This is a genomic window from Acinetobacter sp. YH01024 (assembly GCF_013420195.1).
In the GTDB taxonomy this organism is placed as follows: domain Bacteria; phylum Pseudomonadota; class Gammaproteobacteria; order Pseudomonadales; family Moraxellaceae; genus Acinetobacter; species Acinetobacter amyesii.
In genome coordinates, this window is sequence record NZ_VOYQ01000004.1 from 42,680 (window position 1) to 58,277 (window position 15,598).

A 15,598-nucleotide genomic window follows, 5' to 3' on the forward strand; every position below is an offset into this window, starting at 1 on the left:
GGGGAGTATTTATTTAATAAATGACACAGTTGATAAAAATACGCCAATTTGAACGTGTATGCTGAGAAATGAAGGGTTTGTTGATGAAACTGAACAGTCATAATTTTCTGATAAAATCACATAAATGTAATAATTAATAAAAAAATGCAATCTAATCTAATTAAGCGATTAATCCTAATTTTAAGGGAGTAAACCCAATTTAAATGCTGAAATGATTAAAAAATCATCCTAAAGACGAATACCGATAAGCTAGCAAGAAGCCTCCTCAATCAGGTACAATTGGCGGGATTAATTTTGTGTTTGGTGTATTTGAAGGCCAATACATACATTCTTTGTTAATAAATAGGCCTGCCAGGAGTTATCCCCGCATGAGTGCCATTACTCCATACGATTGGGCAATTATTGCCTTCGTGATCGGCGTTACATTCCTTTGCGTCTTTATGCTGACCGTCCCTTTACTCCTTGGGGGTAAATCATGGGGTCGTGCTAAGCAAGAGCAGTTTGAGTCAGGTGTAGTAGGTGCTGGTGGTGCACGTATTCGCTTGTCTGCGAAATTCTATTTAGTTGCAATTTTCTTCGTCGTGTTTGATATCGAAGCACTTTATCTATATGCATGGTCTACTTCTGTTCGTGAAGCAGGCTGGTTTGGTTTTACTACCGTGGTTATTTTTGTGGTCGATTTATTGATTGCTTTAATTTACGCGGTAAAAGTAGGTGCATTAGATTGGGCGCCTTCTGATAAGCGTAAAGCTGCAGGTAAAGCGTTGAAAATTGGTTCACCAAATATGGACATCGCAGAAATCACACGCTTTAACTCTATTGAAGAGTTGGTTATGGACCCTACAGGTCAAATTCCAGCGCAATCATCTGGTCGTGTGAAATCTAAGTCACCGACTGCATCATCTGACAAGGAGTAAGACGGGATGAAATATACATTAACCCGTGCGAATCCGGATGCTGATCAATATCCACTTCAAGAGCGTCAAATCGTTACCGATCCGCTTGAAGAAGAAGTGAATAAAAATGTGTTCATGACTCGTTTAGAGGATGTTGCACATACAGCAGTAAACTGGGGTCGTAAAAACTCAGTTTGGCCGTTTAACTTTGGTACATCTTGCTGCTACGTAGAGTATGCAACGACTTTAACAGGCGTGCATGACTTGTCACGTTTCGGTGCCGAGGTTATTCGTGCTTCACCACGTCAGGCTGACTTGATGATTGTTGCAGGTACATGCTTCATGAAAATGGCGCCTGTAATTCAACGTTTGTACGAGCAAATGCTTGAGCCTAAATGGGTAATCTCAATGGGCGCATGTGCAAACTCTGGTGGTATGTACGACATTTATTCAGTTGTACAAGGTGTGGATAAAATCATCCCTGTCGATGTGTATATCCCGGGTTGCCCACCACGTCCTGAAGCTTTAATTCAGGCATTGATGTTATTGCAAGACCAGATTCAACTTGAGCGCCGTCCTTTATCGGCCGTGATTGGTGATGATCTTAAGCCAGTGTATAAGCCAAAGATGATGCCAGAACGTGACCGTAAGAACGCACAGCGTATTGCAGTGAAAAACTTACGCTCAATGGATGAAATTAAATAATCACTGCGACGAAATATTGATACACCCGGACTGGGTGTAATTGTCGTTTTGATTGACTGAATTTGTATTAAATAGGAAGCCAAGCCAATGGCTGAAACTGACATTGCTATGCCAGAATCAACTCCAGTTGATTCCCGCCCTGCATTTGCAATTGTAGAAGAGCTCAAAACCAAATTTGGTGAGAACTTCTACGTGCAAACGACTTTTGAAGACTTTCCAACAGTCTGGGTTGAGCGCGCACGTGTACAAGAAGTTTTAATGTTCTTGCGTACGGTGTCACGTCCATACGTGATGCTGTTTGACTTGTCTGCGGTTGATGAGCGTTTACGTACACACCGCGATGGTCTGCCTGCATCTGACTTCACTGTGTTCTATCACTTGTTATCGTTAGAGCGTAACAGTGATATTCGTATCAAGGTTGCATTAGCTGAGAATGATGTAAACATTCCAACGGCAACCAATATTTGGCCGAATGCCAACTGGTACGAGCGTGAAGCTTACGACATGTTTGGTATCAACTTCGAAGGGCATCCAATGCTCCGTCGTATCTTGTTGCCAACATATTGGGAAGGTCACCCGTTACGTAAAGAATATTCTGCACGTGCGACTGAATACACGCCTTATCGCCAAAACCAAGCGAAACAGGATTACGAACAAGAACATCTTCGTTTCGTACCTGAAGATTGGGGTATGAAGCGTGGGAACGATGATGAAGACTTCATGTTCCTAAACTTGGGTCCTAACCATCCATCTGCGCACGGTGCCTTCCGTGTAATCTTGCAGTTGGACGGTGAAGAAGTGAAAGACTGTGTTCCTGACATCGGCTATCACCACCGTGGAGTGGAAAAAATGGCTGAGCGTCAAACATGGCACTCATTCATTCCATATACAGACCGTGTTGACTACTTAGGTGGTTGTGCGCAAAACATGCCTTACGTTCTTGGCGTAGAGCAAATGGCAGGGATTACCGTTCCTGATCGTGCACAATGTATCCGTGTCATGATGTCTGAATTGTTCCGTATCAATAACCACTTATTGTTCATTGGTACTGCGATTCAGGATGCCGGCGGTATGACCCCAGTATTCTATATGTTCGCTGACCGTCAAAAAATCTATGACGCGATCGAAGCGATCACGGGTTACCGTATGCACCCAGCATGGTTCCGTATCGGTGGTACAGCGCACGACTTGCCAAACAACTGGCAGCACCTCATTCGCGAAATCCTAGATTGGATGCCGAAGCGTATGAACGAGTACTACACTGCGGCACTGAAAAACTCAGTGTTTATCGGTCGTACCCGTAATGTTGCTCAGTATGATGCTAAATCTGCATTGGCTTGGGGTGTAACGGGTACTGGTCTACGTGCTACAGGTATTGATTTCGATGTTCGTAAATACCGTCCTTATAGCGGCTACGAAAACTACGACTTCGATGTGCCTTTAGAGTACGAAGGCGATGCTTATGCACGTGTTCTTGTTCACTTCCGTGAAATTGAAGAATCGCTGAAAATCATCAAGCAATGTTTAGACAACATGCCTTCTGGTGCATACAAAGCAGACCATCCACTGGCTGTTCCACCACCAAAAGATAAAACTTTACAAGACATCGAAACATTGATTACGCACTTCTTGAGCGTGTCATGGGGTCCTGTAATGCCAGCAGGCGAAAGCTCTGTAATGGCGGAAGTGGTAAAAGGTGCGTCGAACTACTACTTGACTTCAGATAAGTCAACGATGAGTTACCGTACACGTATCCGTACACCAACCTTCACGCACTTACAGCAAATGCCTTCTGTGATTAACGGCAGCTTAATGTCTGACTTAATCATTTATTTAGCGACAATTGACGTCGTAATGGCTGACGTGGATCGCTAAGGGGTAATCGCATTATGATGATTTTGACTGACAAAAAACCACGTGTGAATGTTGAAGGGATTTTAACTGCGGAAGAAATCCACGATATCGAACATCACATTGGTCACTATCCGTACCCACGCGCAGCATGTCTTGATGCTTTGAAGTGTGTACAACGCCGTAATGGCTGGGTAGATGATGCACAGATGAATGCTATTGCTCAATTGCTTAGCATGAGCCTTGCAGACCTAGAAGGTGTTGCTACTTTCTATAACCGTATTTACCGTCAACCAGTTGGTCGCCACGTAATTTTATTATGTGACTCGATTGCTTGCTTCTTGATGGGTGCGGAAACACTTGCTGAAGCATTCCAGCGTGAATTAGGCATTTCATTTGGTCAAACGACTGCAGATGGTCGCTTTACTTTATTGCCAATTTGCTGCCTAGGTAACTGTGACAAAGGTCCGACGTTAATGATTGACGAAGACACTCACGGTCTAGTTGAAGTGACTTCAATTAAACAGTTATTGGAGAAGTATGTATGAATACTGAACCAAAACCAATTTATGGCGACGGTAACCCAGAAACTCACCCACTCACATGGCGTTTGAGCAAACAGGAACACGTTCGCAGTGCAGATGATTACGAAGCACTTGAAGGGTATGCAGGCTTTAAGAAAGCTGTTGGCATGCAACCGAAAGAAGTGCTTGAAGTGATTAAAGCTGCGACTGTAAAAGGTCGTGGTGGTGCGGGCTTCCCTGCAGGGATCAAATGGTCGCTTATGGCGCCAAATGATAACTCAGGCCCTCGTTACCTCATCTGTAATGCCGATGAAATGGAACCAGGTACCTTTAAAGACCGTCTGTTGATGGAAAAACTTCCTCATCAGTTGATCGAAGGTATGTTGATTGCTGCTTATACATTAGAAGCAACACAGGGTTATATCTTCATCCGTGGTGAATACATCGAAGCGGCTCAATACTTAAATGAAGCATTGGACCAAATTCGTGCCAAAGGTTACTTGGGTGAAAACATCTTAGGTACAGGTTGGAACTTCGAGTTACACGTGCATACTGGTGCGGGTCGTTATATCTGTGGTGAAGAAACTGCATTGATTAACTCGCTTGAAGGTCGCCGTGCGAACCCTCGTACTAAACCGCCATTCCCACAAGTTGCAGGTGCTTGGGGTCGTCCTACGATTGTTAACAACGTAGAGACTTACAACAACTTACCCGCAATTATGCTTCGTGGTCCTGAATGGTATATCGGTTTATCTGAAGGTAAGTCGAAAGATCCAGGTACTAAAATTTATGGCGCTTCAGGCAAAGTAAAATTCCCAGGTCTTTGGGAACTTCCATTTGGTACAACTGCGCGTGAAGTGATTGAAGATCATGCCGGTGGTATGCGTGATGGTTTAAAACTCAAAGCATGGTTACCGGGTGGTGCTTCTACAGACTTCCTTGCTGCTGAACACATTGACCTTCCTATGGATGCTGAAAGCATCATGAAAGCAGGTTCACGTTTAGGTACCTGTTTGCTCATGGTGGTTGATGAAACTCAGTGTATGGTTTCTGCGACACGTAACTTAGAAGAATTCTTTGCGCGTGAATCTTGCGGTTGGTGTACACCATGCCGTGATGGCTTACCTTGGGCGGTTAAAGCGCTTAAAGCCTTGGAAGATGGCACAGGTAAGAAAGAAGATATCGATCACTTACAAGAACTGACTCGTAAGCTTTGGATTGGTAAAACTTTCTGTGCGCATGCTCCAGGTGCGATGGAACCGTTAATGGGCGCACTCAAACATTTCCGTGGCGAGTTTGAAGCTAAAGTCGTAAATGCGGCAGCTCAAACTAGCAACGTAGAACAAGCTTAAGGAATTCGACTATGGCTACAATTCATGTCGATGGAAAATCGTATGAAGTCAACGGCTCAGAGAACTTGCTACAAGCATGTCTTAGCCTTGGCATCGACATCCCATACTTTTGTTGGCATCCATCCTTAGGTTCTGTCGGTTCTTGCCGTCAATGTGCTGTGACTCAATACGCGAATCCTGAAGATACTCGCGGTCGTTTAGTTATGTCATGTATGACGCCTGCATCTGACAATACCTACATCTCGATTGAAGATGACGAAGCAAAAAATTTCCGTGCTTCTGTTGTTGAATTCTTGATGACCAACCACCCACACGACTGCCCAGTCTGTGAAGAGGGTGGTCATTGTCATTTACAAGATATGACTGTAATGACTCAGCATGACCGTCGTCGTTACCGCTTCACAAAACGTACGCATTACAACCAAGAGCTAGGCTCTTTCATTTCTCATGAAATGAACCGTTGTATTGCGTGCTACCGTTGTGTGCGTTACTACAAAGATTATGCAGGTGGTACAGACTTTGGTGTGTATGCAAACGCTTCGCGTGTTTACTTTGGTCGTCCAGAATCAGGTACTTTAGAATCTGAATTCTCTGGTAACTTGACTGAAGTGTGCCCAACAGGTGTATTCACAGATAAAACTCACTCTGAACGCTATAACCGTAAATGGGACATGCAGTATGCGCCAAGCGTATGCCAAGGCTGTTCTTCAGGTTGTAACATCTCTCCAGGTGAACGTTATGGCGAACTACGTCGTGTAGAAAACCGCTTTAACGGTGACGTGAACCAATACTTCCTTTGCGATAAAGGTCGTTTCGGTACAGGTTATGTGAACCGTGAAGATCGTCCACGTCAACCACAATTCCGTTCTGGTGCAAATGTAACTACAGTTTCTGTAGACCAAGCATTGGATACCGTAATTGAAAATATCCAAGGCAAAAAAGTATTGGGTATCGGTTCACCACGTGCATCACTTGAATCAAACTTCGCGCTTCGCGAACTTGTAGGTCAAGACAACTTCTCAACGGGTATGTCTCAAAAAGAGCAAAAACTTGTTGAACTTGCAGCTTCTATTATGCAAACCGAAGGTGTTTATAACCCTGGTATGCGTGAAATCGAAAGCTACGATGCTGTGTTGATTTTGGGTGAAGATCTGACTCAAACTGCGCCTCGTATGGCTCTATCTGTTCGCCAAGCTGCGAAAAATAAAGCCAAAGAAATGGCTGCAGAGCGCCGTACGCAAGAGTGGTTGGCTGAACCTGTACAACGTATTGCTCAAGATGCCAAATCTCCGATTTACATCCTTGCTGCAACTCAAACACGTTTAGCTGATGTTGCAACAGGTGAAGTTGTTGCATCACCTAACGACATTGCACGTTTAGGTTTTGCGGTCGCTGCTGCTGTCAAAGGTGAAGTGATCTTAGGTTTGGATGACGATGCAAAAGCATTTGCACAAACCATTGCTGACACTTTAAAAGCTGCGAAAAAACCATTAATCATCTCTGGTACAAGCTTGCAAGACCCATCAATCATGGAAGCTGCTGCACAAGTTGCACAGAACCTTGGTAATGCGGGCTTAACATTGACTGTTCCTGAAGTGAACTCAATGGGCTTAGCGATCTTTGGTGGTCAAAGCTTAGAACAAGCATTTGCACAAGATTACGATACCGTGATCGTGGTGGAAAATGACCTTTATCGTCGTTTACCAGCCGCTCAGGTGAATGCTGCACTTTCTGGTAAAGAAGTGATTGTACTTGATCATTCTGAAACTGAAACTGTGAAGAAAGCCAACATCGTACTTTCTGCTGCTTCATTTGCTGAAGGTGACGGTACTGTTGTCTCTCAAGAAGGCCGTGCACAACGTTTCTACCAAGTGTATGACCCAAGCTACTATAAACCTGAACTTGCGATCAAAGAATCTTGGCGCTGGTTACATGCCATTGAAACTGGCGTGAAAGGCAAAGCCATTTCTTGGACACTTCTTGATGACGTGATCGAGTCAGTAGCGAAAAACGTTCCTGCACTTGAAGCGATTCAAGATGTCGCACCAGATGCTGGCTTCCGTGTACATGGTCTGAAAGTGGCACGTGAACCACGTCGTTACTCAGGTCGTACAGCGATGCGCGCACCACTTTCTATTCATGAACCAAAACAACCAGTCGATAAAGACTCTGCGTTGACGTTCTCTATGGAAGGTTATGTAGGTAACCAAACTCCAGCTTCACTTGTACCATTTGCTTGGTCTGCAGGTTGGAACTCTCCACAAGCTTGGAACAAATTCCAAGACAACGTGGGTGGTCACTTAAAAGGTGGTGATGCAGGCGTTCGTTTATTCGATCGTTTAGCGAAACGTCCAGCACGTACTTTCGTTGCACCTGCACCTGTTGCGGTTAATGGTGAAAGCTTCCGTCTTGTACCGATGCATCACATCTTCGCTTCTGGTGAATTTACAGTGAAAACACCTGCGATGGAATCACGTATTCCTGAAGCAATGTTTGCTGTGGGTGAGCAAGATGCAGTACGCTTAAATATTCAAGATGGTCAACGTATCGCTGTGAAAGCAGGGGATGCAGAAATCATCCTTCCAGTTCAAGTGATTGAATACTTACCTACAGGTTATATCGGTTACCCAGTGGGTCTAGCACCTACAGTATCGCTTGCAGAACCTGTTTCAGTCGCGGTAGGAGTGTAATTCATGGAACAAGAATTAATCCGTCAAACGCCGCTGTGGGCTGAAAACTGGCCAATCGCCTATTCAGTTCTTCAAGCAATTGTGATCTTACTGGTTGTGGTATTGATTGCTGCGTTGATGTCTTTTATTGAACGTCGTTTACTCGGCTTGTGGCAAGACCGTTACGGTCCGAACCGTGTAGGTCCGGGCGGTATGTTCCAGATTGTTGCCGACATGCTGAAAATCATGTTCAAAGAAGACTGGACACCAAAATTTGCTGACAAATTGACTTTCCGTATGGCTCCAGCAGTTGCGATGGCAACTGCGGTGCTATCGTTCATGGTTATTCCTGTTTCACCTTATCTAGGTGTTTCAGACATGAGCATCGGTCTATTGTTCTTTATGGCAATGGCTGGTATTGCGGTATACGCAGTATTGTTCGGTGGTTGGTCATCAAATAACAAATACGCATTACTTGGTGGTTTACGTTCTGCCGCTCAAACCATTTCTTATGAAGTGTTCTTGGGTATTTCACTGATGGGTGTGGTTGCGATTGCAGGCTCATTCAACATGCGTGAAATTGTTGAAGCTCAACGTGATGTTTGGTTTGTTATTCCTCAGTTCTTAGGTTTCTTGATCTTCGTGGTTGCGGGTGTTGCGGTAACTCACCGTCATCCATTTGACCAACCAGAAGCAGAACAAGAATTGGCGGAAGGTTACCATGTCGAATACGGCGGTATGAAATGGGGTATGTTCTTCGTTGCCGAATACGTCAACGTCGTACTGATCTCTGCATTAATCGTGACTTTATTCTTCGGTGGTTGGTTAGCGCCTTTCAACCTAGATATTCCATTCATTCCAGCTGCGTTCTGGTTCATTATTAAAACAGCATTCTTTGTCATGATGTTTGTCTTGGCTCGTGGTTCTTTAATGCGTCCACGTTATGACCAAGTCATGAACTTTGGTTGGAAAATTTGCTTGCCATTGGCGTTGGTTAACCTTCTGGTAACTGGTGCTGTGATTCTGATGAATCAGGCCTAAGACAGCAGGGAGAATAAAATGTTTAAATTTCTAGCTGGATTTGGGTCAATTGTACGTTCGTTGTGGATGGTATTCTCACACGCGACACGTAAACGTGACACCATTTTATATCCAGAGGTTAAAGCGGAAGACATCGTACCACCACGTTTCCGTGGTCGTATCGTGTTAACGCGTGACCCTGATGGTGAAGAGCGCTGCGTTGCATGTAACCTTTGTGCGGTTGCATGTCCAGTCGGCTGTATTTCACTACAAAAAGCTGAAAAAGAAGATGGTCGTTGGTATCCGGAATTTTTCCGTATCAACTTCTCACGTTGTATTTTCTGCGGTATGTGTGAAGAAGCATGTCCTACGACTGCGATTCAAATGACACCTGACTTTGAGTTAGGTGAGTATGTTCGTCAGGACTTAGTATATGAGAAAGAAAACCTTCTTATCTCAGGTCCTGGTAAATACCCAGACTATAACTTCTACCGCGTAACAGGTATGGCTGTTGCTGGTAAAGATAAAGGTCAGGCTCAACGCGAAAGCACACCAGTTGATGTACGGAGTCTATTACCATGATGTGGCCATTTTATTTGATGGCGCTTGTGGCCATCGTCTCTACCGTTCGTGTTGTAACTAACACGAACCCAGTACATGCTTTATTAAGCTTGATTATCTCTTTACTTGCAGTTGCAGGTATCTTCATGATCGTGGGTGCGCCGTTTGCCGGTGCCCTCGAAATTATCGTTTACGCTGGCGCAATCATGGTGCTATTCGTATTCGTCGTGATGATGCTGAATCTTGGTCAAAATACTGTTGAACAAGAAAGCAAATGGCTGACTTCTTCAGCGTGGGCATATCCTGCGTTGATGAGCTTCCTGATGGGTCTAATCCTTGTTTGGATGTTGAAGTCAGACTACACAACTGCTGGCACTGTCATGGGTGCTCAAGTTGTCGGTCCGAAAGAAGTGGGTACTTCACTCTTTACTCAGTACTTATTGCTGGTTGAAGTTGCTGCGATGTTATTGCTTGGCGCACTTGTCGCTGCATTCCATCTTGGCAAACGTGAGCCAGGTGCAGAAGAGGACAAAGAATAATGGGCAACATCCCTTTAGAACATGGTTTGATCGTTGCAACCATTCTTTTTGCACTGGGTTTTTACGGTGTGATGGTTCGACGCAACCTACTATTTATTTTAATGAGCCTTGAAATCATGATGAACGCTGCTGCTTTAGCGTTCGTTTTGGCAGGAAGCGCATGGGCACAGCCAGATGGTCAAGTGATGTTTATCTTGATCTTAACGCTTGCTGCAGCAGAGGCGTGTATCGGTCTTGCGATCGTCCTTCAGTTCTATCATCGCTTCCATCATCTGGATGTGGATGCTGCTAGTGAGATGCGCGGATGAGTTATTTATATTTAACAGTACTTTTCCCGCTAATTGGTTTTATCCTGTTGGCGGCAGGTCGTAAAAACCTTCCTGAATCAGTTGCTGCAATTATTGGTGCAGGTTCAGTGGGTCTTTCAGCTTTATTTGCATTAATTGCCGGTATCGACTTTGTTAATAATGGTTCAGTTGCAACAACTCAGCATCTTTGGACTTGGTTCAGTGCAGGTAACTTAGCACCGGGCTTCACGCTTCATTTAGATGGCTTATCATTATTGATGATGGGCATGATCACAGGTGTGGGTTTCTTAATTCACATCTTTGCAACATGGTACATGCGTGGCGAAGAAGACTTTGCACGTTTCTTCTCATACTTCAACCTATTCGTGGCAAGCATGCTGCTTTTAGTGTTGGGTGACAACTTAGCGTTGTTATTCCTCGGTTGGGAAGGTGTAGGTCTATGTTCATACCTATTAATTGGTTACTACTACCAAACACCTGCAAACGGTTTTGCTGCAATTAAAGCATTCACTGTGACACGTGTGGGTGACGTATTCTTACTGATTGCATTGTTCTTGATCTACCAACAATTCGGCACTTTAAACATTGCAGAAGTTGTGGCTGCTGCGCCAACAGTTTTGGCTCAGAGTTCTTCGATTGCAATTTGGACTGCATTGATGTTGTTCTTGGGTGCTGCAGGTAAATCTGCTCAGATCCCATTACAAACATGGTTAGCAGATGCGATGGCTGGTCCTACACCAGTATCTGCATTGATCCACGCAGCAACAATGGTAACAGCAGGTGTTTACCTATGTAGCCGTATGTTCAGCGTGTTTGAACAAGCGCCAGAAGTGATGATGTTCATCTCAATCACAGGTGCGGTGACATTGTTAGTTGCAGGCTTTGCTGCATTGGTACAAACAGACATCAAACGTATTCTTGCTTACTCAACTATGAGTCAGTTGGGTTATATGTTTATGGCTGTAGGTGCTGAAGCTTACCAAGCTGGTCTATTCCACATGCTGACTCACGCATTCTTCAAGGCATTATTATTCTTGTCTTCTGGTGCAGTGATTTTGGCTTACCATCACGAACAAAACATCTTCAAGATGGGTGGTCTATTCCACAAAAACAAATTCTTGTTTGCTTGTTTCGCGATTGGTGGCGGTGCATTGGCTGCGATTCCATTCATCACGATCGGCTTCTTCTCGAAAGATGCGATTCTTGGTGCGGTATGGGTGAAAGGTCAAGCGATTGCAGTTTATGACTGCTTGTACTGGACTGGTGTAGCAGGTGCGTTCTTAACTTCAATTTATACATTCCGTCTTATTTGGGTTGTATTCTTTGGTAAAGAAAACACGCCTTACCACGAAATCAAAGGTGTTACTTACTGGGGTCCATTGGCGATTCTTGCAGTGCTTTCAACTGGTTTAGCTTATGTATTAAAAGCACCAGTAACGAATATTTTAAATGCTGCACAAATCCCAGCGTTTAATATTCCAGAAGCACTAGAACACGGTATGCATAGCGCTGAATACACAGCTGTTGGTATTGCACTTGCAGGTCTTGCAGTTGGTGTGGTGTTATTTGCCTTTGCTTATGGTGCAGTGAAATCGTTCGCGAAAACTTCACTGGGCGCGGGTCTTGCAAATATCTGTCGTAATGCACTTGGTTTCGATGCTTTGTATAACATTGTTTTCGTTAAGCCTTATTTGCTACTGGCTAAAATCTTTGGTCGTGATCCAATTGACGGCTTATGGCTTGTATTGCCTGCACTTGTTAAAGGCGGTAATAGCTTTACAAGTTCACGTCAAACAGGTTCATTGCGTGAATACGCATCTAGTATGGCATTCGGTACGTTTGCATTACTATTGATCCTGGTCGTGATTCAGGTCGTGGGGAAATAAAATGGAAACTCCAAACAATTTAATTCTACCCGCTCTGATCCTTATTCCGTTCATTGCAGGTTTTGTATGCTGGCTTGTCGATAAACTCGACAAGCACTTACCACGCTATATTGCCTTAATTGGTATGCTATTAACGTTGGTGTTAACCGTCGTTTTATGGCAAAGCGGTACTTATAACTACGAGTTGGGTACACAAGCTCCACAGTGGGCTGCTCAATTTAACCTACCGTGGATTACCACTTTAGGGATTAACATTCACCTTGCGGTGGATGGTCTTTCACTGCTTATGGTGGGTTTAACTGCATTACTGGGTGTACTTGCGGTCGGCTGTTCATGGGGTGAGATTCAAAAGAACGTTGGTTTCTTCCACTTAAACCTACTTTGGTCTTTAGGTGGTGTGATCGGTGTATTCTTAGCGATTGACATGTTCCTATTCTTCTTCTTCTGGGAGATGATGCTAGTACCAATCTACTTCTTGATCGCACTTTGGGGTCATAAAGGGGCAGAAGGTAAGTCACGCGTTTACGCTGCAACTAAATTCTTTATCTATACTCAGGTTGCGGGTCTGATCATGTTGATCGGTATCTTGGGTCTAGTGGTTGTTGGCTTCCAACTTCACGGTCAAATCAGCTTTAACTACGACTTCTTGATGAGTGTTGCACACACTGTTGAGGCAAAAGCTCCAGCACTTGCGTATGCATTCATGATCTGTATGTTTATTGGTTTTGCGGTAAAACTTCCAGTTTTCCCATTACACGGCTGGTTACCAGATGCACATGCGCAAGCACCTACAGCGGGTTCTGTCGACCTTGCAGGTATCTTGATTAAAACTGCGGCTTATGGTCTTTTACGTTTCGTTATTCCATTCTTCCCAGTAGCATCTGCTCAGTTTGCTGACATCGCGATCATTCTTGGTCTAATCGGTATTTTCTACGGTGCATGGTGTGCATTCCAACAAACAGACATGAAACGTCTGCTTGCGTACACATCTATTTCGCACATGGGCTTCGTACTTCTTGCCTTGTATGCAGGTAACATCCTGACATTCCAAGGCTTGATGATTATGATGCTGGCTCACGGTCTATCTTCTGCTGCATTGTTCATTATGTGTGGTCAGGTTTATGAACGTCTGCATACACGTGACATGCGTTTGATGGGCGGTATCCGTGGTCAGTTCCAATACCTTTCATTCTTCTTAATGTTCTTTGTTGCGGCACTTGTAGGTATTCCGGGTCTAGGTAACTTCATCGGTGAATTCCTGATCTTGATGGGTTCTTATGACAAGTTCCCTGTGTACACAATCCTTGCTGCAGTAAGCTTAGTATTTGCCGGTCTTTACGGTTTAATCCTGATCCACAAAGCATTGTTTGGTACACCAAACGAAGAACAAAAACAGCATTACGCAAATCCGTTGAAAGACTTAAATGCGCGTGAAGTTGTGATTCTTTTAATCTGTGCTCTTGGTCTAGTATGGCTTGGTCTATTCCCACAAACTTTCCTTGATATTTCAAATTCAAGCATGGCGTGGATTGCAAATAGCTATATCCCAGTTCAAGAAGTCGTTGATGTTGTGCAGCAGATTGCTGTACAACCTGAAAATGTGGAGATGCAATAAGCCATGGACTTCACAATGTCATTTTCTGAGCTTATGCCATTAGCTCCTGTGATGATCGTGGCTTTAACTGCGATCGTCGTGATGTTGCTAATTGCAATCAAGCGTAACCACAATTTAGTTGCAACGACTTCCGTTATCGGTCTGAACCTTGCAGCCTTTTATATTATTTTTGTTTTCGTTGCAGGGCAGTATGCACCTGCAAACGTAATGAATTTGTTCATCGTAGATCCATTTACGATGTTGTACCAATTCGTGATTTTGATTGCAGCACTTGCTTGCTGCACATTGTCACATGCGTATATCGAAACCTATAAAGATAACCGTGAAGAACTTTATATCTTGATGCTGTGCTCTGTAACGGGTGCATTGTTAATGGTTGCAAGTTCGCACTATGCGTCTTTCTTTATCAGCCTTGAACTAATGTCGATTCCTGTATACGGCCTATTGGCTTATACACACCAACGTTCACAGTCGCTTGAAGCGGGTGTGAAATACTTGGTGCTTTCAGCAACTGCTTCTGCGATGTTGTTGATGGGTATGGCTTATGTATATGCGTACACAGGTACAATGGCATTCGTTGCTGAACCAGGCAAAATGTTCACAACATTCAGCCAACCGGGTGTAGTCCTTGGTCTTGCACTGATTGTTTTTGCTGTTGCATTTAAATTGTCTCTTGCGCCATTCCACAAATGGACACCAGACGTGTATGCAGGTGCGCCAGCGCCAATCGCGACATTCTTAGCGACTGTGGCTAAAGTGGCAATGATCGGTCTATTCGTTCGTTACTTCTTGGCTTCTGGCTTAATCCTTTCTGACAGCTTCATCACGATCGTGACCATCATTGCAGTATTGTCTATCCTTGCGGGTAACTTACTAGCAGTACGTCAAGTGAACTTGAAACGTATCCTTGCATACTCTTCAATCGCTCACTTTGGTTACTTACTTGTTGCGATTGTCAGTGCACGTAATACTGACTTTGTTCAAGTACAAGGCTTTGCAACATTCAGCAGCGTCAACGTCTATGTGATTACTTATGTATTAACAACGATTGGTGCGTTCGGTGTTGTGACACTGATGTCTAGCCCTTACAACAACAAAGACGAAGCAGGTAGCCTTGCGGAGTACCGTGGTTTGTTCTGGCGTCGTCCAGTGTTGACTGCAACACTGACTGTCATGATGTTATCTCTTGCAGGTATCCCATTAACAGCGGGCTTTATTGGTAAGTTCCTTGTGATCAAAACAGCAGTTGCTGGTGGTTCATGGTTCTTAGCTGCGATGGTTATCCTTGGTTCAGGTATCGGTTTGTACTACTACCTACGTGTGATGATTGTGATGTACATGACTCCACCGGAAAACCCACGTATCGATGCTGTCGATCATTGGGGTCAAAAAGTGGGTGGTATTATGGTGCTTGGCGCAGCTGCACTTGTGTTGTTGATCGGTGTATATCCAGATCCAATCATTGCATTATCTCAAGTGGCATACTTTGCGATTTCACCTGAATTACAACAGTTCATTTTTAGCTTAATTCAGAGTGGTTTTAACTAATGAATTAAGCAATTAATTTGCTTATTACAAAAAAGCCTCCTGTAAAGGGGGCTTTTTTATTTTTATCATTTGTTAAATAGCTTTATAATGGTTGAAATTTTATCTTAACCTTTTAGGTGTTCTC

General features: G+C 44.0%; 13 protein-coding genes. All 13 read left to right on the top strand.

The features are described from left to right. The first annotated feature begins 368 nt into the window (after positions 1-368). Positions 369-917 carry an NADH-quinone oxidoreductase subunit A gene (gene ndhC, locus FTT88_RS03245; RefSeq protein WP_078191106.1) on the top strand — a complete coding sequence of 183 codons (549 nt, stop codon included), beginning with the start codon at positions 369-371 and terminating at the stop codon, positions 915-917. A gap of 6 nt (positions 918-923) precedes the next feature. Beyond that, positions 924-1,601 carry an NADH-quinone oxidoreductase subunit B family protein gene (locus FTT88_RS03250; protein ID WP_078191105.1) on the top strand — a complete coding sequence of 226 codons (678 nt, stop codon included), beginning with the start codon at positions 924-926 and terminating at the stop codon, positions 1,599-1,601. Between the two features lie 87 nt (positions 1,602-1,688). Next, positions 1,689-3,476, top strand: a complete 1,788-nt coding sequence (gene nuoC / locus FTT88_RS03255; RefSeq protein ID WP_078191104.1) for an NADH-quinone oxidoreductase subunit C/D — start codon at positions 1,689-1,691, stop codon at positions 3,474-3,476. Between the two features lie 14 nt (positions 3,477-3,490). Then, positions 3,491-4,000 carry an NADH-quinone oxidoreductase subunit NuoE gene (nuoE, locus tag FTT88_RS03260; RefSeq protein WP_078191103.1) on the top strand — a complete coding sequence of 170 codons (510 nt, stop codon included), beginning with the start codon at positions 3,491-3,493 and terminating at the stop codon, positions 3,998-4,000. Next, positions 3,997-5,328 (top strand): NADH-quinone oxidoreductase subunit NuoF, encoded by a 1,332-nt coding sequence (gene nuoF, locus FTT88_RS03265; RefSeq protein ID WP_111884890.1) that lies wholly within the window; start codon positions 3,997-3,999, stop codon positions 5,326-5,328. The genes nuoE and nuoF overlap by 4 nt, the downstream gene beginning before the upstream one ends. 11 nt (positions 5,329-5,339) lie before the next feature. Further along, positions 5,340-8,018: an NADH-quinone oxidoreductase subunit NuoG gene (gene nuoG, locus FTT88_RS03270; RefSeq protein ID WP_180173668.1), complete on the top strand. Its 2,679-nt coding sequence runs from the start codon at positions 5,340-5,342 to the stop codon at positions 8,016-8,018. A gap of 3 nt (positions 8,019-8,021) precedes the next feature. Then, the gene (nuoH, locus tag FTT88_RS03275; protein WP_078191100.1) at positions 8,022-9,038 is read left to right on the top strand and encodes an NADH-quinone oxidoreductase subunit NuoH; all 1,017 of its coding nucleotides are present in this window, start codon (positions 8,022-8,024) and stop codon (positions 9,036-9,038) included. A gap of 18 nt (positions 9,039-9,056) precedes the next feature. Next, a complete protein-coding gene (gene nuoI, locus FTT88_RS03280; RefSeq protein WP_078191099.1) occupies positions 9,057-9,599 on the top strand; it encodes an NADH-quinone oxidoreductase subunit NuoI in 543 nt (180 codons plus the stop codon). Next, a complete protein-coding gene (nuoJ, locus tag FTT88_RS03285; RefSeq protein WP_171262661.1) occupies positions 9,599-10,117 on the top strand; it encodes an NADH-quinone oxidoreductase subunit J in 519 nt (172 codons plus the stop codon). The genes nuoI and nuoJ overlap by 1 nt, the downstream gene beginning before the upstream one ends. Next, positions 10,117-10,425, top strand: coding sequence for an NADH-quinone oxidoreductase subunit NuoK (gene nuoK / locus FTT88_RS03290; RefSeq protein ID WP_067665227.1), 309 nt, complete (start codon positions 10,117-10,119; stop codon positions 10,423-10,425). Before nuoJ ends, nuoK begins: the two co-directional genes overlap by 1 nt. Beyond that, entirely contained in the window at positions 10,422-12,311 is a 1,890-nt protein-coding gene (gene nuoL / locus FTT88_RS03295; RefSeq protein WP_078191097.1) for an NADH-quinone oxidoreductase subunit L, read from the top strand. The genes nuoK and nuoL overlap by 4 nt, the downstream gene beginning before the upstream one ends. A 1-nt stretch (position 12,312) precedes the next feature. Beyond that, positions 12,313-13,926: an NADH-quinone oxidoreductase subunit M gene (gene nuoM, locus FTT88_RS03300; protein WP_078191096.1), complete on the top strand. Its 1,614-nt coding sequence runs from the start codon at positions 12,313-12,315 to the stop codon at positions 13,924-13,926. Between the two features lie 3 nt (positions 13,927-13,929). Continuing rightward, positions 13,930-15,474, top strand: coding sequence for an NADH-quinone oxidoreductase subunit NuoN (gene nuoN / locus FTT88_RS03305; RefSeq protein WP_180004744.1), 1,545 nt, complete (start codon positions 13,930-13,932; stop codon positions 15,472-15,474). Positions 15,475-15,598: the final 124 nt, after the last annotated feature.